Source organism: Bacillus sp. FS02 (assembly GCF_024398395.1).
Taxonomy (GTDB): domain Bacteria; phylum Bacillota; class Bacilli; order Bacillales; family Bacillaceae; genus Bacillus; species Bacillus altitudinis.
Genome location: NZ_CP074101.1, coordinates 3,038,033 through 3,057,198 on the forward strand (window position 1 = coordinate 3,038,033; position 19,166 = coordinate 3,057,198).

Annotated in this window: 15 protein-coding genes; 14 read left to right on the forward strand and 1 reads right to left on the reverse strand. The window is 41.4% G+C overall.

Annotated features, from left to right (window positions below):
* The first annotated feature begins 115 nt into the window (after positions 1 to 115).
* From KFQ09_RS15550 to KFQ09_RS15575, 6 genes are all read left to right on the forward strand, one after another.
* A complete protein-coding gene (locus KFQ09_RS15550) occupies positions 116 to 1,348 on the forward strand; it encodes an NADP-dependent malic enzyme (RefSeq protein WP_007501712.1) in 1,233 nt (410 codons plus the stop codon).
* A gap of 305 nt (positions 1,349 to 1,653) precedes the next feature.
* Positions 1,654 to 2,529: an acetyl-CoA carboxylase, carboxyltransferase subunit beta gene (gene accD, locus KFQ09_RS15555; RefSeq protein ID WP_008346077.1), complete on the forward strand. Its 876-nt coding sequence runs from the start codon at positions 1,654 to 1,656 to the stop codon at positions 2,527 to 2,529.
* Entirely contained in the window at positions 2,514 to 3,491 is a 978-nt protein-coding gene (gene accA / locus KFQ09_RS15560; protein ID WP_017358272.1) for an acetyl-CoA carboxylase carboxyl transferase subunit alpha, read from the forward strand. The genes accD and accA overlap by 16 nt, the downstream gene beginning before the upstream one ends.
* Before the next feature lie 339 nt (positions 3,492 to 3,830).
* Positions 3,831 to 4,790: a 6-phosphofructokinase gene (pfkA, locus tag KFQ09_RS15565; RefSeq protein WP_017358271.1), complete on the forward strand. Its 960-nt coding sequence runs from the start codon at positions 3,831 to 3,833 to the stop codon at positions 4,788 to 4,790.
* A gap of 27 nt (positions 4,791 to 4,817) precedes the next feature.
* Positions 4,818 to 6,578 (forward strand): pyruvate kinase, encoded by a 1,761-nt coding sequence (gene pyk, locus KFQ09_RS15570; protein WP_008346071.1) that lies wholly within the window; start codon positions 4,818 to 4,820, stop codon positions 6,576 to 6,578.
* 100 nt (positions 6,579 to 6,678) lie between these two features.
* Entirely contained in the window at positions 6,679 to 7,068 is a 390-nt protein-coding gene (locus tag KFQ09_RS15575) for an FxsA family protein (protein WP_061419875.1), read from the forward strand.
* Positions 7,069 to 7,092: 24 nt separating this feature from the next.
* On the opposite strand, the gene ytvI is transcribed toward KFQ09_RS15575, so the two are convergent.
* Positions 7,093 to 8,211, reverse strand: coding sequence for a sporulation integral membrane protein YtvI (gene ytvI, locus KFQ09_RS15580; protein WP_008346068.1), 1,119 nt, complete (start codon positions 8,209 to 8,211; stop codon positions 7,093 to 7,095).
* Between the two features lie 100 nt (positions 8,212 to 8,311).
* On the opposite strand from ytvI, the gene KFQ09_RS15585 reads away from it, so the two are divergent.
* From KFQ09_RS15585 to mutM, 8 genes are all read left to right on the forward strand, one after another.
* Entirely contained in the window at positions 8,312 to 8,776 is a 465-nt protein-coding gene (locus KFQ09_RS15585; protein ID WP_007501699.1) for a DUF441 domain-containing protein, read from the forward strand.
* Positions 8,777 to 9,151: 375 nt separating this feature from the next.
* A complete protein-coding gene (gene citZ, locus KFQ09_RS15590; protein WP_008346063.1) occupies positions 9,152 to 10,270 on the forward strand; it encodes a citrate synthase in 1,119 nt (372 codons plus the stop codon).
* Between the two features lie 146 nt (positions 10,271 to 10,416).
* Complete coding sequence (gene icd, locus KFQ09_RS15595; protein ID WP_008346060.1) at positions 10,417 to 11,688, forward strand: NADP-dependent isocitrate dehydrogenase; 1,272 nt, start codon at positions 10,417 to 10,419, stop codon at positions 11,686 to 11,688.
* Positions 11,689 to 11,722: 34 nt separating this feature from the next.
* The gene (gene mdh, locus KFQ09_RS15600) at positions 11,723 to 12,661 is read left to right on the forward strand and encodes a malate dehydrogenase (protein WP_007501693.1); all 939 of its coding nucleotides are present in this window, start codon (positions 11,723 to 11,725) and stop codon (positions 12,659 to 12,661) included.
* Positions 12,662 to 12,848: 187 nt separating this feature from the next.
* Positions 12,849 to 13,577 (forward strand): response regulator transcription factor, encoded by a 729-nt coding sequence (locus KFQ09_RS15605; RefSeq protein WP_017358269.1) that lies wholly within the window; start codon positions 12,849 to 12,851, stop codon positions 13,575 to 13,577.
* Positions 13,570 to 15,312 carry a two-component system histidine kinase PnpS gene (gene pnpS / locus KFQ09_RS15610; RefSeq protein ID WP_017358268.1) on the forward strand — a complete coding sequence of 581 codons (1,743 nt, stop codon included), beginning with the start codon at positions 13,570 to 13,572 and terminating at the stop codon, positions 15,310 to 15,312. Before KFQ09_RS15605 ends, pnpS begins: the two co-directional genes overlap by 8 nt.
* Positions 15,313 to 15,566: 254 nt before the next feature.
* Entirely contained in the window at positions 15,567 to 18,206 is a 2,640-nt protein-coding gene (gene polA / locus KFQ09_RS15615) for a DNA polymerase I (RefSeq protein WP_255835812.1), read from the forward strand.
* Between the two features lie 25 nt (positions 18,207 to 18,231).
* Entirely contained in the window at positions 18,232 to 19,065 is an 834-nt protein-coding gene (gene mutM, locus KFQ09_RS15620) for a DNA-formamidopyrimidine glycosylase (RefSeq protein WP_035701969.1), read from the forward strand.
* The last annotated feature ends 101 nt before the right edge of the window (positions 19,066 to 19,166 follow it).

Consider the following 19,166-nt stretch of genomic DNA (forward strand, 5'->3'; position numbering starts at 1 on the left):
AATTTCACCTATTGTGTTATCATTTTAAAGATTCTGTGTATTTAAACTGCCAAGTATGTGCTTATCAACTTAGCAATTCATTAAATCATTTTCCACTTGAAGGAGTGTTCATCACATGTCATTAAGAGAAGAAGCATTACATATGCACAAAGAGAATCAAGGCAAACTCGAATCAAAATCAAAGGTACAAGTGAAAAATGCGAAAGACTTGAGCTTGGCTTACTCACCAGGTGTAGCGGAGCCATGTAAAGATATTTATGACGATACAAGCAAAGTGTATGATTATACAATGAAAGGCAATATGGTCGCTGTTGTCACAGACGGAAGTGCTGTGTTAGGGCTTGGAAACATTGGGGCAGAAGCATCTCTTCCAGTAATGGAAGGAAAAGCTGTTTTATTCAAAAGCTTTGCAGGTGTTGATGCATTCCCAATCGCACTTGCAACAAACGATGTAGACAAAATCGTTGAAACAGTGAAGCTTCTTGAGCCGACGTTTGGCGGCGTGAACCTTGAAGATATTGCAGCACCAAACTGCTTTATCATTGAAGAGCGTTTGAAAAAAGAGACAAACATTCCTGTTTTCCACGATGATCAGCACGGGACAGCGATTGTAACAGTGGCAGGACTTGTGAATGCACTGAAGCTGTCTGGAAAATCAATGTCTTCAATTAAAGTGGTTGCAAACGGCGCTGGAGCAGCAGGAATTGCGATTATCAAACTTCTTTATCATTTCGGTGTACGTGATATCATCATGTGTGATACAAAAGGCGCTATTTATGAAGGTCGTCCGAATGGTATGAATGCAGTGAAAAATGAAGTAGCTAAATTCACGAACCAAGATCGTAAAGAAGGTTCTTTAGAAGAAGTGATTGAAGGCGCAGATGTCTTTATCGGCGTTTCAGTAGCAGGTGCTTTAACTAAAGAAATGGTTGGGAAAATGGCAAAAGATCCTGTCATCTTCGCAATGGCTAATCCAAACCCAGAGATCATGCCAGAAGATGCACATGCAGCAGGTGCAAGTGTTGTAGGAACTGGCCGTTCTGACTTCCCGAACCAAGTGAACAACGTCCTTGCATTCCCTGGTATTTTCCGCGGAGCGCTTGATGTACGTGCGACACACATTAACGAAGAAATGAAAATTGCAGCTGTTGAAGCGATTGCTTCTCTTGTATCAGATGAAGAATTGTCAGCGGAATACGTTATCCCTGCACCATTTGATGCACGAGTAGCGCCAGCGGTAGCCAAAGCAGTGGCAAAAGCAGCAATGGAAACGGGCGTTTCAAGAATCAAGGTAGACCCAGAAGCTGTTGCAGAAAAAACAAGAAAATTAACGATTATCGGCGAGTAATCGAATTGGAAAAGTGTGCACGTTTTTTCTGAATTTGGAGGAAAAACGTGCACCATTTCCTCTCTTTCACGAAATTTTTTTCATCCTAAATGAGATTTTTTTGTAGACGTTCACAATTCACATATACCAACTACTCAGCGCCCCAAACCTATACTCATTTCTCATCAATTCCCCACTGAAAAAATTGAATGAAGGATGACAGCGTTTGACAAAAAAAGTACAATAGTTTCGGTACAGTTATGACATGTCCTATAATAGTGGATGTGCGTGTAAAGAAAAAACCCTTCAAAAAGGGAGGTAGTCATTTGTCAATCAAGAATATTTTCAGTAAAAAGAAAAAATATGCATCTGTACCCTCTGAACAGGCAAGTCAAGATGTGCCTGAAGGCATCATGACCAAATGTCCGCAATGTAAAAAAATAATGCTCACCAAAGAACTAGATAAAAATTTACGTGTTTGCATGAATTGCGGCAGACATTTGCAAATGAATGCAAAACAACGTATTGAAAGCCTTGTAGACGAAGGCACATTTGAAGAATTTAACGGTCACCTCATTTCTGAGAATCCGCTCGGTTTCCCAGGCTACGAAGAAAAGCTTCAGAAAGACAGAGAAAAAACATCTTTGAATGAAGCCATCGTAACAGGAAAAGGTGAAATTAAAGGTCAAAGTGCTGTCATTGCTGTCATGGATGCCACGTTCCGTATGGGCAGCATGGGCTCAGTCGTTGGTGAAAAGATTACATTAGCTATTGAGAAAGCAAAAGCGGACAAGGTGCCATTTATCATCTTCACTGCATCTGGAGGAGCAAGAATGCAAGAGGGGATTCTTAGTCTAATGCAGATGGCAAAAACAAGTTCAGCATTAAAGCTGTTCAGCGAGGATCAAGGTCTGATTATCTCTGTGATGACCAATCCGACAACTGGTGGTGTATCAGCTAGTTTTGCGTCTCTCGGTGATTACAACTTTGCTGAGCCTGGTGCATTAATTGGTTTTGCTGGTCGCAGAATCATTGAACAAACCATTCGTGAAGACCTACCAGAGGACTTCCAAACGGCTGAATTTTTAATGAAGCATGGTCAGCTAGATGCTGTGATTCACCGTGCAGAAATGAAAGAAACATTAGGCCAAATCTTAGCATTACACAGCACAGGAGGTGAACGAGAGTGGCTGGAGAACTAGAATTTGAAAAACCTGTCATTGAACTTCGAGCGAAAATTGATGAATTGAAAAAGTTCACACAAAACTCAGAGATGGATTTAAGTGCGGAAATTGAGCGCCTTGAAACGCGTCTGAGTAAGCTTGAAACAGACATTTATACAAATTTAAAGCCGTGGGACAGAGTGCAAATTGCTCGTCATGCGATGCGCCCAACAACTCTCGATTACATTCAAGAGCTGTTTGATCACTTTTTCGAATGTCACGGTGATCGTTTTTATGGCGACGATGAAGCCATCGTTGGAGGAATTGCCACGTTTAAAGGACTTCCTGTCACAGTCATTGGTCATCAGCGCGGAAAAGACACAAAAGAAAACTTGCGCCGTAATTTCGGGATGCCGCATCCAGAAGGTTACCGTAAAGCATTGCGCTTGATGAAACAAGCAGATAAATTTAATCGTCCAATCATTTGCTTTATTGATACAAAAGGAGCTTATCCTGGTAAAGCAGCTGAAGAACGCGGGCAAAGTGAAGCAATTGCGAAAAACCTTTTCGAAATGGCAGGACTTCGTGTACCGGTTGTCTGTATTGTCATTGGAGAAGGCGGAAGTGGCGGAGCACTAGGCTTAGGCGTAGGAAACCACCTATTTATGCTAGAGAACTCAACATATTCAGTGATTTCACCTGAAGGTGCAGCAGCACTGCTCTGGAAGGACTCATCACTTGCGAAAAAAGCTGCAGAATCAATGAAAATTACCGCTCCAGACCTAAAAGAATTAGATATTATAGATGATGTTATTAAAGAAGTGCAAGGTGGAGCACACCGAGACGTGAAACAACAAGCAGCCTACATTGAAAAAACATTAAAACAGTCACTTACATCTTTGCTCAAACAATCGCCTGAAGAATTAGTCGAACAAAGATATCAAAAATACAAAGCAATCGGCAAAGTATCGATTGAAAATCAATATATTGGGGTAAACTAAATAAACGTACAGCCTTTTGGCTGGCGTTTATTTTTTTCGTCTTTTTTCATCAAAACGATCTGATGTAAGCGCTATTTGAAAATAATTTTCTTTTGTTTTCATAAAATTTGAAACGTCTGAAAACGTTGATTTGACAAGGTTTATAGCACTTGAATCAACTATTTTTTGAACAAAGTGCTTTCATGACTTTCTTAACTTTTGTTTAAAAACATTTTATTTAATTGTATAATAAGTACGGTTTTAGAAATTCGTATTGAAAACATCCGGTTTTGCTCATGATTGTTTTCAAGCAGTGGAAATGGTATGTTTAATTCATATATGGTCTCTGAGGTGAAAAAGATGAAGCGTATAGGAGTTTTAACGAGCGGTGGGGATTCCCCAGGAATGAATGCAGCTGTGCGCGCAGTTGTAAGGAAAGCAATTTACCATAATGTAGAAGTTTACGGTATTTATAATGGATATTCAGGTCTAATTAACGGTAAAATTGAGAAACTCGAAATAGGTTCAGTAGGCGATATCATTCATCGTGGAGGAACAAAACTTTACACGGCAAGATGTCCTGAATTCAAGACAGTTGAAGGTCGTGAAAAAGGGATTGAGAACTTAAAAAAATTCGGTATTGAAGGACTTGTTGTCATCGGTGGAGATGGCTCATTCATGGGAGCGAAGAAATTAACAGAGCTCGGTTTTCCATGTGTAGGTGTCCCTGGCACGATTGACAATGACATTCCTGGTACTGATTTCACTATTGGCTTTGATACAGCACTAAATACAGTCATTGATGCCATTGATAAAATTCGTGATACAGCCACATCTCATGAACGTACATACGTAGTGGAAGTAATGGGAAGACATGCTGGGGATATTGCCCTTTGGTCAGGTCTTGCAGGCGGAGCTGAATCGATTTTGATTCCTGAAGCAGACTATGACATGGACGAAATTATTGCCAGATTGAGAAGAGGACATGAGCGCGGCAAGAAGCACAGTATCATCATCGTCGCAGAAGGCGTAGGTAGCGGTGTCGAATTTGGTAAGAGAATTGAAGAGGAGACAAGCCTTGAAACGCGTGTATCTGTCTTAGGACATATTCAGCGTGGAGGTTCTCCAAGTGCGTTTGACCGAGTGCTCGCAAGTCGCCTAGGAGCGTATGCAGTAGAACTTCTTCTTGAAGGAAGAGGCGGACGCTGTGTAGGCATACAAAGCAACGAACTCGTTCATCACGATATTTTAGACATCTTAGATAAAAAGCATACAGTCGATCAAAATATGTACCGACTTTCACAAGAGCTCTCTATATAAAACGAGAAGACCTTAGGAGGAACAGTAATGAGAAAGACAAAAATCGTTTGTACAATCGGTCCAGCAAGTGAAAGCATTGAAAAGCTGACTGAATTGATTGAAGCAGGAATGAATGTAGCCAGACTAAACTTCTCTCATGGAGATTTTGAAGAGCATGGTGCACGTATTGAAAACATTCGCAAAGCAGGTAAAACTTTAGGCAAGGACATTGCGATCCTTCTTGATACAAAAGGTCCAGAGATCCGTACACGTACAGTTGAAAACGGCTCAATTGAGTTAGTTGCTGGTGCTGATCTTATCGTGAGTATGGAAGACATTGTGGGAAACACTGAAAAAATCAGTGTGACGTACGAAGATTTAATTCATGATGTAGAAGTGGGCTCAACCATTTTATTAGATGATGGTCTGATTGGTCTAGAAGTAAAAGAGTTAAATAAGGACCGAAAAGAAATCGTCACAAAAGTAATGAATACAGGCACACTGAAAAACAAAAAAGGTGTCAACGTACCGGGTGTGAGTGTGAACTTGCCGGGTATTACAGAAAAGGATGCCAATGATATTCTGTTTGGAATTGAACAAGGTGTCGATTTCATCGCAGCTTCTTTTGTGAGACGAGCTTCTGATGTTCTTGAAATTCGTGAGCTGCTTGAAAAGAACAACGCAGCTGACATTCAAATCATTCCGAAGATTGAAAACCAAGAGGGCGTTGATAACATCGATGAAATCCTTGAGGTATCAGATGGACTGATGGTCGCGCGTGGAGATCTTGGTGTAGAGATTCCGGCAGAAGAAGTACCACTTGTTCAAAAAATGCTGATCAAAAAATGCAACCGTTTAGGCAAGCCTGTCATCACAGCAACTCAAATGCTGGACAGCATGCAGCGTAACCCGCGTCCAACTCGTGCAGAAGCAAGTGACGTGGCAAATGCTATTTTTGATGGTACAGATGCGATCATGCTATCTGGTGAAACAGCAGCAGGAACATATCCAGTTGAAGCTGTGCAAACAATGCACAACATTGCCTCACGTTCAGAGGAAGCACTTAACTATAAAGCAATCCTTTCTCGCAGAAGCGAAGAAGTAGAGGTCAGCATTACAGATGCGATCGGTCAATCTGTTGCGCACACAGCTATGAAGCTTGATGTGGCAGCGATTGTGACACCTACTGAGAGTGGTCATACTGCAAGAATGATTTCAAAATATAGACCAAAAGCACCAATCGTAGCAGTCACAGCAAACGAATCAGTGGCAAGAAAACTTTCACTCGTATTCGGTGTATTTGCAAAGAGCGGTTCAAAAACGACATCTACTGATGAAATGCTTGAGAATGCAGTAGAAAAGTCAATTGAAACAGGCTATGTAAGACATGGTGACTTAATCGTGATTACAGCTGGTGTGCCAGTTGGTGAAACAGGTACAACCAACTTAATGAAAGTGTATGTTGTCGGTGACATCATTGCGAAGGGTCAAGGAATTGGCCGCAAATCTGCATTTGGACCGGTTGTTATTGCACAGAGCGGAAAAGAAGCAGAGGAAAAAATGTACGATGGTGCGATTCTTGTCGCAAACTGCACAGATCGTGACATGATGGGTGCTTTAGAAAAAGCGTCTGCCCTTATCACGGAAGAAGGCGGTTTAACAAGCCATGCAGCAGTCGTTGGGCTTAGCCTTGGCATTCCAGTCATTGTCGGTCTTGACAGTGCCACAACACTTCTAAAAGAAGGCGAAGAGATTACAGTAGATCCAGCACGCGGAGCGATCTACAAAGGCCGTGCAAGCGTCCTTTAAATCACACACGAGGGGAGTTATCTGACTCCTCTTTTTTTTTATGTTACACTAAAAAAAGTAAACAGCTTTCGATGAAAGAGACCCCATGAGGTGATATGGCTTGAAAAAATATTTTCTACTATTATTGATTCTGTTTCCGGCAGTGGAAATTAGTTTATTTTTAATCTCAAGTAACATCATTGGTATTTTACCAACGATGCTATTCATTGTGCTAACAAGCGCATTAGGTGCTTACTTTGCAAGAAAACAAGGAATAGAAGCATTTCAGAAAGTGCAGCGAGATTTACAATATGGCAAAATGCCAGGGGCCACCATTGTCGATGGCTTCTGCATTCTGATCGGTGGTTTGCTGCTGCTCATACCTGGATTCCTTTCTGATCTGATTGGGGCTGTGCTGCTCATTCCCATGACAAGAAAACGGATCAAACCGCTCTTTGAGCGCTGGCTTAGAAACATGTCCAATCGCAAACGCTATACGATTATACGCTAAAGAGACCTTCGCATCAGGTCTCTTTTACTTTTGCGCACCATACCGAATGTACTGATAAAGGTCTCTGAAAACCCCTGCATTACGAAACGCCTGCCAAACGACAAGAGAAGCGGGACCGAGTGCAAGTCCAAGAAAACCAAAGCATTTTAACCCGACAAACAGTGCCACAAGTGTTGCTAAAGGATTAAGACCGATTGATTTACTTAAGACTTTTGGCTCTGATATTTGTCTTTGAATGAGCACCACAATATACAAAATGCCCAGTCCAATGGCGAGTGAAAGATTTCCTGTCATGGCGGAGTAAATGATCCACGGAAGAAAAACCGTGCCACTCCCGATGTAAGGAAGTAAATCAACTAGACCAATACATAGAGCGATCACAATCGCATGCTCGACCTTTAAGATGAAAAGTCCAATCAGCACGATACCAATGGTCATGGCAACAAGGAGAAGCTGGGCTTTCATAAAGCCAGAAATGGCTTTTTTGATTTCAGATAAAATGGCACGTGTATGAAGCATCCATTTGGCGGGAAAGATACGAGAACCATATTTTTTTAACGTAAACCAATCTTTTGTGATAAAAAAAGTCGCTAGTGCGGAAAATAAAAGCGTCGCTGCTGCATCAGGCAAAAGACCTAAAAAAGCTGGAATGAATTCAAGAGTTTTTGAAAGGAAAGTCCCGATTTTTGCCGCTGCTTCGTCACCAAGTGCTTGGATTTGTCCTAAAATCGATTCCTTTTGACCTGCTTGAAGTGTATTAAATTGAGCAGTCAAATCATGATATAAAGGCAAAATCTGATCTGTGAAAAAACGTTCCACAATCCCAATCATTTGATCAAGATGACCTGGCAGTACCTTTGCTAAATAAGCACTTCCTGAAATGATTTCCGCCACTAAAAGTGTCATGAATCCAGCTGCTACCACTAAAAAGAGTAATAACACAATGATAACAACAAAACCTCTTGGCATCCCGGTCATGTTTTCGATTTTGCATACGGCTGGATGAATCAAACACGACACGGCAAATGCAATCCAAAATGGATATAAAAACGGAAAAGACTGATATAAAAAAACAACCGCACAAACGGCGATGCTGAAAATCATCAAACTTCGCAAAAAAATGGCCACATACGTGTGATTCACACAATCCCCTCCAAAAAACAAGCATGTCCGATACTTCATTTTATTCAAAAAAATTAGTAATATGAAAAGGTCGCAATAAAAAGAAAGAAAGGAGCGGCGTATGTTTACTCAAGCAAATTTGTTTTTGGTTCTTTTACTCGTTATTGCACTTATTGCAAAAAACAATTCGTTAATTTTAGCGGTCTCTGTGCTGATTGCAATTAAGCTGATTGGCCTGGATCAAAAAATATTCCCGGTTCTGCAATCAAAAGGTATTAATTGGGGTGTGACGGTCATCACGATCGCTGTGCTTGTACCGATCGCAACAGGGGACATTGGATTTAAACAGCTTGGAGAAGCGATGAAATCTTCCTATGCTTGGATAGCTCTTGGAGCGGGTATATTAGTAGCATTAATTGCAAAAAACGGCATTGTGCTACTCGAAAACGATCCGCATATCACCGCAGCACTTGTATTCGGTACGATTTTGGCAGTCAGCTTATTCAAAGGTGTGGCTGTTGGTCCGCTGATTGGTGCTGGAATTGCCTATTTAGCGATGCAAGCAGTGAAATTTTTCAGCGGTTAAAAAGAGAGTGGCTCATGCCACTTTCTTTTGATATTTTTTCTGACGTGAGCTTTTGCAAAAAAACATAATTAAATATATTAAAAGAAGCAAAATCCCTTTATTCCATGCCCGAACCGGAAGGCTGGAAAAAAAAATATCAAAAAAAATTATAGTTAAACATTTAACAAATGTCTGATTATTGTTTATAATGGGAATAGGCTTAATTTTGAACTCATTGATCAAACACGAGATATGAGGCTAAAAGCGCTCTAACCGTATAGGTAAATGTAAGCATTTTCTTTTCTAAACCTGCCAGCCTATTTTGGTTGGATAGCGCTTTCAAAAAGCGAGAATTTTGCAACGAAGGGGAATCTTTTTAAAAAGGGGAGATTGAACATGACAGCAACAAGAGGTCTTGAAGGTATCGTGGCAACAACTTCATCCGTAAGCTCAATTATTGATGATACTCTTACTTATGTAGGGTACAATATCGATGATTTAACTGAAAAAGCGACTTTCGAAGAAATTGTCTACCTGTTATGGCACTTAAAGCTGCCGAATGAGCAGGAGCTAAGCGAGTTAAAGCAGCAGCTCAATGAAAATGCTCATATTCCGCAAGAGATCATTGAGCACTTTAAATCTTATTCGCTGGATGGGGTTCATCCAATGTCTGCGATTCGTACAGCGGTATCCTTATTAGGTTTGCTTGATGACGAATCAGAGATTATGGACAAAGAAGCGAATTACAGAAAAGCCATTCGCTTACAAGCGAAAATTTCTGGACTTGTCGCTGCATTTTCACGCATTCGAAAGGGACTTGAGCCTGTACAGCCAAAAGAAGAATACAGCTATGCTGCAAACTTCTTATATATGCTAAACGGCGAAGAGCCTTCACCAGTAGAAATTGAAGCGATTGATAAAGCGCTCATTCTACATGCGGATCACGAATTAAACGCATCGACATTTACAGCACGTGTATGTGTTGCTACACTATCAGATATCTACTCTGGTGTAACAGCAGCTATCGGCGCATTGAAAGGACCACTTCATGGCGGCGCAAATGAAGGCGTAATGAAGATGCTCTCAGAAATTGGCGAAGTTGAAAACGTAGATTCCTATATTCATGGTAAGCTAGAGAAGAAAGAGAAAATTATGGGCTTTGGCCACCGCGTTTACCGCCAAGGTGACCCGCGTGCAAAACATTTAAAAGAAATGAGCCAGCGCTTAACAAATCTCACAGGCGAGCCAAAATGGTATGAAATGTCTGTACGCGCAGAGGAAATCGTGACATCAGAGAAAAATCTTCCACCAAATGTTGATTTTTATTCTGCTTCTGTCTATCACAGTCTTGGGATTGATCATGACTTGTTTACACCAATTTTCGTGATCAGCCGATTCTCTGGATGGATTGCTCACATTTTAGAGCAATATGATAACAACCGTCTGATCCGTCCAAGAGCTGACTATATTGGACCAGACCTTCAAACGTTTGTTCCGATCAGTGAAAGAGACTAATGTTTATAGAATAGTGGAGGCTGATCCATCTAAACCAATCAGCCTCCATATCAACAAAAAACGAATCACGTGAAAAACTTCTTGGCTTGCAGACATCAAGCTTGGAAGTTTCAAATATTCACTACATAACCTGGGAGGTAATATCATTGTCACAAGGCGAAAAAATTACAGTTACTGGCGGCGTATTGAATGTACCAAATAATCCAATTATCCCGTTTATCGAAGGGGACGGAATCGGTCCTGACATTTGGAAAGCAGCATCAAGAGTTCTTGAAGCAGCTGTAGAAAAAGCATATAAAGGTGAAAAGCAAATCACTTGGAAAGAAGTATATGCAGGTGAAAAAGCTTACAATAAAACGGGCGAGTGGCTTCCAGAGCAAACACTTGAAGACATTCGTGAATATTTAATCGCGATCAAAGGACCACTGACAACACCAATTGGCGGAGGAATCCGTTCATTGAACGTGGCACTAAGACAAGAGCTTGATTTATTCACATGCTTACGTCCAGTTCGCTGGTTCCAAGGCGTACCATCTCCTGTGAAACGTCCAGAAGACACAGACATGGTCATCTTCCGTGAAAACACTGAAGATATCTATGCAGGAATCGAGTATGCAAAAGGTTCAGACGAAGTGAAGAAGTTAATCGACTTCTTGAAAAACGAATTAGGTGTGAATAAAATCCGTTTCCCAGAAACATCAGGTATCGGAATCAAACCAGTTTCTGAAGAAGGAACATCTCGTCTTGTCAGAGCAGCGATCCAATATGCGATTGACCAAGGCCGTAAATCTGTGACACTTGTTCACAAAGGAAACATCATGAAATTTACAGAAGGAGCCTTCAAAAACTGGGGCTACGAAGTGGCTGAAAAAGAGTTCGGCGACAAAGTCTTTACATGGGCACAATATGATCGTATTGTAGAACAAGATGGAAAAGATGCGGCAAACAAAGCGCAAAGTGAAGCAGAAGCTGCTGGCAAAATCATTGTCAAAGACAGCATTGCAGATATTTTCCTTCAACAAATTTTAACTCGTCCAGCTGAGTTCGATGTTGTCGCAACAATGAACTTAAACGGAGACTACATCTCTGATGCACTTGCAGCACAAGTTGGTGGAATTGGTATCGCACCTGGTGCAAACATCAACTACGAAACAGGACACGCTATTTTTGAAGCGACTCACGGAACAGCACCGAAATATGCTGGTCTTGATAAAGTGAATCCATCTTCTGTTCTTCTATCAGGCGTGCTTTTACTTGAGCACCTTGGATGGCAAGAAGCTGCTGATCTAGTGATTCAATCTGTTGAAAAAACAATTGCATCTAAAGTCGTCACGTACGATTTTGCTAGATTAATGGACGGTGCAACAGAAGTGAAATGTTCTGAGTTTGCTGACGAGCTCATCAAAAACTTGTCTTGATTCTTAAACTTTAAAGTTAAAGGGGAAAAAGGAAATGGCAAACAAGCGTAAAAAAGTATCTGTCATCGGAGCAGGCTTTACTGGAGCAACTACAGCATTTCTAACAGCTCAAAAAGAATTAGCGGATGTCGTATTAGTGGATATCCCTCAGCTTGAGAACCCGACAAAAGGGAAAGCACTTGACATGCTGGAAGCAAGCCCTGTTCAAGGCTTCGATGCGAATATTACAGGAACTTCTAACTACGAAGATACAGCCGGTTCTGATGTCGTGGTCATTACGGCAGGAATTGCAAGAAAGCCGGGAATGAGCCGTGACGACCTCGTGTCAACAAATGAAAAAATCATGCGCAGTGTGACACGTGAAATCGTTAAATATTCTCCAGAAGCGATCATTGTTGTGTTAACAAACCCTGTTGATGCAATGACATATGCAGTTTATAAAGAATCAGGATTACCAAAAGAAAAAGTCATCGGACAATCAGGAATTCTTGATACAGCACGTTTCCGTACGTTCGTTGCTCAAGAATTAAACCTATCTGTGAAAGATGTGACGGGCTTTGTTCTTGGCGGACATGGGGACGACATGGTTCCTCTTGTACGTTACTCTTATGCAGGCGGTATCCCGCTGGAAACATTAATTCCTAAAGAGCGAATTGATGCAATTGTTGAAAGAACAAGAAAAGGCGGCGGTGAGATCGTCAACCTATTAGGTAACGGTAGTGCGTATTATGCACCTGCTGCTTCACTCGTAGAAATGGTTGAGGCGATCTTAAAAGATCAACGCCGCGTCATGCCGACGATTGCATACCTTGAAGGTGAATATGGCTACGAAGGCATTTACCTTGGAGTTCCAACAATCGTAGGTGGAAACGGCCTTGAGCAGATCATCGAGCTTGAGCTGACAGAAGAAGAAAGAAGTCAGCTTGACCGTTCTGTTGAATCTGTAAAGAACGTCATGAAAGTATTGTCTTAATATGAATAAAAAAGAAGGCTTCTCGTATGAGGAGTCTTCTTTTTGTTTACAAAGTCAATCTTGTCGAAATTTTAAATTGTTCTCTTGTTAAGCTTTCGTTAAAATGAAAGAGAAAGCATGACTTCTCGCTTTTCACATAAGATACAAAAAACCGGATGCAGGGGAAATCACTAATTGGAGGCACAACATGAATAAAAAAATATTAGTTGTGGATGATGAAGAATCAATTGTAACACTTCTAAGCTATAACCTTGAAAGGGCGGGCTACGATGTCGTCACAGCAAAAGACGGAGAAGAAGCGCTTGAAAAAGCAGCAAGTGAACAGCCTGATCTGATTGTGCTTGATTTAATGCTTCCGAAAATGGACGGCATTGAAGTGTGCAAACAACTGAGAATTCAAAAAATGATGTTCCCTATTTTAATGCTGACAGCAAAGGACGATGAATTTGATAAGGTGCTCGGTCTTGAACTTGGAGCCGATGATTACATGACAAAACCTTTCAGTCCTAGAGAAGTGGGTGCTCGGGTAAAAGCCATTTTGAGAAGAGCACAGCAATCTCAGCCGGCTCCCGTGCAAGAAGAGAAGGAAGAGATCATTGCAGACCAAATCAAAATTGGAGACCTGCGCATTTTACCTGAACATTACGAAGTCTATTTCCAAGAAGAACGTCTAGAGCTCACGCCAAAGGAGTTTGAACTGCTTCTTTATTTGGCTAAGCATAAAGGCCGTGTCCTTACGCGTGATCTATTGTTAAGTGCGGTTTGGAATTATGACTTTGCAGGTGATACTCGTATTGTGGATGTGCATATCAGCCACTTGCGGGACAAAATTGAAAAGAACACGAAAAAACCAACATATATTAAAACCATTCGAGGCTTAGGCTACAAATTGGAGGAGCCAAAGCCAAATGAGTAAAGTGAGAACCCGCCTTTTTTCTGGGCTCATTTTTCTCCTGTTTATTGTGTTTGTTGCGCTTGGTCTTTTCTTGGATCATATGTTTCATATTTTCTATGAAACAAAATTAACCGAACGAATGGAAAAGGAATCGAGTTTTCTCCTTTCTTCAATGAATGTTGAAGATTTGAACGCGGAGCAAAACAAGAAGATTCTCAATCAAGCAAAGCAGCATCTCGATATGAATGCGTCGATTGTGGACGTGAAGGGGAATATCATACATACAACGGGTCAAGCAGAACAAAGGGCTGTCATTTTAAACACACTGAAAAGTGAGCAGCTCCAAACAAAAGGAACGTTCATTGAGGATGAGAAGGATGCGCTGTTTCATTATGCAGTTCCAATGATGAAACAAAACGAACCGGCGGGATATTTATTTCTTCATGCTTCATTCCAGCCTTTGAATGAGATTGATGGTCAGCTCTGGCTTGCATTAGCCTTTTGTCTTGGTTCAGCCATCATTATCATCGTCTTTTTTGGCTATCGCATGTCGATGAAGTATGTAAAGCCGATTGATTATGCCACAAAGGTGGCCAAACAGCTTGAACGAGGGAACTATGATACAAATAACTATGAAGAGCTGATCATTGAAACAAGTGAACTCAATACATCAATGAAGCGTCTGGCAGAAAGTCTTCAAGACATGACAAGCGCTGGCGAAATGCAGCGAGATCGTCTGCAAACAGTCATTGAAAACATTGGAGCGGGGATTATTTTGATTGATAAAATGGGCTATATCCACTTAGTCAATCGAACATTCCGCAAGCAATTCAAAGTGCAAAAACACATTTACATGCACAAGCTGTATCATGAAGCCTTTACCCATGAAGAGATTATTGAATTAATAGACGAAATTTTCATGACAGAAACCAAGGTCCGAAAGTTCTTACGTCTCGCTGTTGACATCGAGCGGCGTTATTTCCAAGTCGATGGTGTTCCGATCTTAAGTACGGACGATGAATGGAAAGGAATTGTTCTTGTCTTTCATGATGTGACAGAAACAAAGCAGCTAGAACAGATGCGAAAAGACTTTGTCGCTAACGTGTCACATGAATTAAAGACACCGATCACGTCCATCAAAGGCTTTTCTGAAACACTTCTGGATGGTGCTATTGACGATAAAGAAGCGCTCACACAATTTTTGTCCATCATCCTAAAAGAGAGTATTCGTTTAGAAACACTCATCCAAGACTTACTTGATCTCTCGAAAATTGAACAACAGCATTTTAAGCTGAATATTCAAGAAGCCAATGCGACAGAAATCATTCAAGAGATTGAAGTGCTGCTAAAACAAAAGGCTGCTGAAAAAGGCATTGACCTACAAGTGCGTGTCCCGAAAGAGCCGGTCTATGTCATGGCAGATCCGCTGAGATTAAAACAAATTTTCCTCAATCTGATCAATAATGCTCTCACCTATACACCAGAGGGAGGAAGTGTCACGATCACAGCAAGACAGAGGAAAGATAGCTATGAATTTGATGTAGCAGATACAGGGATCGGTATGAAAAAGAGTGAGATTCCAAGAATATTCGAGAGATTTTATCGAATTGATAAAGATCGAAGTAGAAACTCAGGCGGTACAGGGCTTGGTCTTGCCATTGTCAAACACCTTGTCGAAGCACATGAAGGAACGATTTCTGTTCATAGCAAACAAGGCAAAGGGACGACGTTTACCGTGAGTTTAAAGTCAAAATAGAGAAGAATGGAAAGTGGCGTTAAAATTTACATGATCTTTACAATGAATTCATGTTTTGTTAATCAATCATTGGTAGGATGAATAGGAACCCCTTCATCCAAGGAGCCAATTTTGGAAGGACGAAAACACTTGTTGTTTTCGTCCCTTTTTTATGCAGGCTCGTCTATTTTCTTTTCAAAATAAACTTTGATAAAATGAACATACAATGTGCGAAAGAGACGGCTGAGCCGGCTCAGTCGATGGAGGATTAAAAGATGACAGATCAAAAGAAATTAGTACTTGTGGATGGAAACAGTCTCGCTTATCGAGCTTTTTTTGCTTTACCGCTATTATCAAATGATAAAGGCGTACATACAAATGCCATTTATGGCTTTGCGATGATCTTAATGAAGATGCTGGAAGACGAGAAGCCGACTCATATGCTCGTAGCATTTGATGCGGGTAAAACCACCTTCCGTCACGAGACCTTTAAGGAATATAAAGGCGGAAGACAAAAAACTCCGCCAGAACTATCAGAACAAATGCCGTTCATCCGTGAGCTATTAGATGCTTATCAAGTGAAAAGGTACGAGCTTCCGCAATACGAGGCGGATGACATTATCGGCACACTGGCTGTAGAGGCAGAAAAGGACGGCTTTGAGGTCAAAATCTTCTCAGGAGATAAAGACTTAACGCAGCTTTCAAAAGACCATACAACAGTAGCCATTACGAAAAAAGGGATCACAGAAGTAGAATATTACACACCGGCCCATATTAAAGAGAAATACGGCCTCAGACCAGATCAAATCATCGACATGAAAGGGCTGATGGGAGACTCATCAGACAATATCCCGGGCGTGCCTGGTGTCGGTGAAAAAACAGCGATCAAATTACTAAAGCAGTTTGAAACGGTTGAAAATCTGCTTGATCATATTGACGAAGTCAGCGGGAAAAAGCTAAAAGAAAAGCTTGAAGAATATAAAGAACAAGCGGTGATGAGTAAAAAGCTGGCGACGATTCTCGTAGAAGCACCAATAGATGTATCAAGCAAAGAGCTCGCCTATGAAGGTCCTCACATGGAGCAGGTCATCTCGCTTTATAAAGAACTGGGCTTTCAAACACTGCTAGAGCGTTTAGGAGAAGCGCCAGAATCAGATGAACCAGTAGAAATAGACGAACTAGACGTGAAGAAAATGACAGATGTCACGGAGGACATGCTGACAGATCACGCTGCACTTGTGGTAGAACAGCTAGGAGACAATTATCACGAAGCCGATTTGATAGGGTTTGCGATCCATAATGAGAATGGTGCATTTTTTATGACAAAAGAAGATGCTCTGCAATCTGAAGCGTTTAAACAATGGGTACAGGATGAAACGAAGAAGAAATGGGTCTTTGATTCCAAAAGAGCGGTTGTTGCGCTCAGATGGCATGATGTTGATCTTAAAGGTGTCGATAACGATGTCCTGCTCGCTTCCTATGTGGTCAATCCGCAGAAATCTTATGAGGACGTTGCAAGTGTGGCGAAGGAATATGGCCTGAACATTGCCCTTTCCGATGAAAAAGTTTACGGAAAAGGAGCGAAACAGGCGATTCCACCTGAAGAAGAGCTAAAAGACCATCTTGGAAGAAAAGCAGCAGCGATCTCTGCGCTGCATGATTTGACCCTTGAAGCGTTAGAAAAAAATGATCAGCATGAGCTGTATGAAGATTTAGAGCTGCCACTTGCCCTCATCTTAGGTGAAATGGAATCTCTTGGGGTAAAAGTGGATGTTGAACGTCTTCAGAAAATGGGTGAAGAACTCACGAAGAAGCTGAAGGAATATGAAGAAACCATTCATCGGTTAGCAGGAGAAACATTTAACATCAATTCACCGAAGCAACTTGGTGTGATTTTATTTGAAAAATTAGGACTGCCGGTTATCAAAAAGACCAAAACAGGCTACTCTACGTCTGCGGATGTCCTTGAAAAGCTTGAAGACAAGCACGAAATTATTCGGTCCATTCTGCATTACCGTCAAATAGGAAAGCTGCAATCCACTTATGTGGAAGGCTTAATGAAAGTGACGCGCAAAGATACGCATAAAGTGCACACAAGATTTAATCAGGCACTTACACAAACAGGAAGACTAAGCTCAACAGATCCAAACCTTCAAAACATCCCGATTCGTTTAGAAGAAGGCCGAAAGATTCGTCAAGCGTTCGTCCCGTCAAAAGAAGGCTGGCTCATGTTTGCGGCTGATTATTCTCAAATTGAGCTGCGTGTACTCGCGCACATTTCTCAAGATGAGAACTTGATTGAAGCCTTTACGCAAGATATGGATATTCACACGAAAACAGCAATGGATGTGTTCCATGTCTCAGAAGAAGAAGTGACTTCCTCTATGAGAAGACAGGCCAAAGCTGTCAACTTCGGAATCGTGTATGGAATTAGTGATTATGGACTGTCTCAAAACCTTGGGATCACAAGAAAAGAAGCAGCGGCCTTCATTGAACGTTATTTAACAAGCTTTAAAGGCGTGAAAACCTATATGGAGGACATCGTGCAGGAAGCAAAACAAAAAGGGTATGTGACCACGCTTCTTAAACGTAGACGATATATTCCAGATATTACAAGTCGCAATTTTAATGTGAAAAGCTTTGCGGAAAGAACGGCAATGAACACACCGATCCAAGGCAGTGCCGCCGATATCATCAAAAAAGCGATGATTGATATGGCACGAAAGTTAAAAGAAGAGAACCTGCAGACAAATCTGTTATTGCAAGTGCACGATGAATTGATCTTTGAAGCGCCAAAAGAAGAAATCGCCATATTAGAAAAAATCGTCCCTGAAGTCATGGAAAATGCACTTCAGCTCGATGTGCCGCTAAAAGTCGATTTCGCTTCAGGTCCATCTTGGTACGACGCAAAATAAAGAGAGAGAAAAAGGAGCGAGGAGCATGCCGGAATTACCAGAGGTTGAGACCGTCCGGCGCACTCTTCAGCGGTTAGTCAAAGGAAAAACGATTGAAACGGTCGATATCAAATGGCCAAATATCATCAAACGTCCTGGGGAACCGGAAGAGTTCGCTAGAAGGATGGTAGGAGAAACCATTCAAACCATTGAAAGAAGAGGGAAGTTTCTACTCTTTCATTTAGACCACTATGTGATGGTCTCCCATTTAAGAATGGAAGGGAAATACCGTGTACATGAAACTGGTGAGCCTTATGATAAACATGTACACGTCGTCTTTACGTTCACAGATGGTACCGAACTTCGGTACCATGATGTCCGTAAATTTGGGACGATGCATCTATTTCAGCCAGGCGAAGAAGAAAAAGAACTTCCGCTATCACAGCTGGGGTATGAACCTTTTTCAGACTCATTTACACCAGAATATTTATGGGAGCAATTAAAGAAAACCTCCCGCGTGATCAAAACGGCTTTACTTGATCAAAAGATTGTGGTTGGCCTTGGTAATATTTATGTAGATGAAGTGCTGTTTAAATCAGGCATTCATCCAGAAACAAAAGCGAATCAGCTAAGTCTTGCATCTTGCAAGGTGCTCCACAAACATATTATTGATACGCTTCAAGTGGCTGTTGATGCAGGAGGTAGCACCATTCGTTCCTACATCAATTCACAAGGTGATATTGGGACTTTTCAATTACAGCTTCTTGTATATGACCGGCGGGGAGAACCTTGCCAGACGTGCGGAAGTATCATAGAAAAAACAGTGGTTGGAGGGCGCGGCACACATTTTTGTGTGACCTGCCAAAAACGCCCTTCATAAAAGTAAGCCGTCAGCATGCTTCCTTTTTGCCATGCATACGATAAAAAACATTCTTTTTTCAGCAAGGTGTAGACTGACACACAGCCCACCTGCTCTTCATA

What these genes read in the sequence shown, in the direction of transcription:
- KFQ09_RS15550 (WP_007501712.1), top strand. Translation starts at nt 116, where the DNA reads ATGTCATTAAGAGAAGAAGCATTACATATGCACAAAGAGAATCAAGGC.
- pfkA (WP_017358271.1), top strand. Translation starts at nt 3,831, where the DNA reads ATGAAGCGTATAGGAGTTTTAACGAGCGGTGGGGATTCCCCAGGAATG.
- pyk (WP_008346071.1), top strand. Translation starts at nt 4,818, where the DNA reads ATGAGAAAGACAAAAATCGTTTGTACAATCGGTCCAGCAAGTGAAAGC.
- KFQ09_RS15585 (WP_007501699.1), top strand. Translation starts at nt 8,312, where the DNA reads ATGTTTACTCAAGCAAATTTGTTTTTGGTTCTTTTACTCGTTATTGCA.
- citZ (WP_008346063.1), top strand. Translation starts at nt 9,152, where the DNA reads ATGACAGCAACAAGAGGTCTTGAAGGTATCGTGGCAACAACTTCATCC.
- mdh (WP_007501693.1), top strand. Translation starts at nt 11,723, where the DNA reads ATGGCAAACAAGCGTAAAAAAGTATCTGTCATCGGAGCAGGCTTTACT.
- KFQ09_RS15605 (WP_017358269.1), top strand. Translation starts at nt 12,849, where the DNA reads ATGAATAAAAAAATATTAGTTGTGGATGATGAAGAATCAATTGTAACA.
- pnpS (WP_017358268.1), top strand. Translation starts at nt 13,570, where the DNA reads ATGAGTAAAGTGAGAACCCGCCTTTTTTCTGGGCTCATTTTTCTCCTG.
- polA (WP_255835812.1), top strand. Translation starts at nt 15,567, where the DNA reads ATGACAGATCAAAAGAAATTAGTACTTGTGGATGGAAACAGTCTCGCT.
- mutM (WP_035701969.1), top strand. Translation starts at nt 18,232, where the DNA reads ATGCCGGAATTACCAGAGGTTGAGACCGTCCGGCGCACTCTTCAGCGG.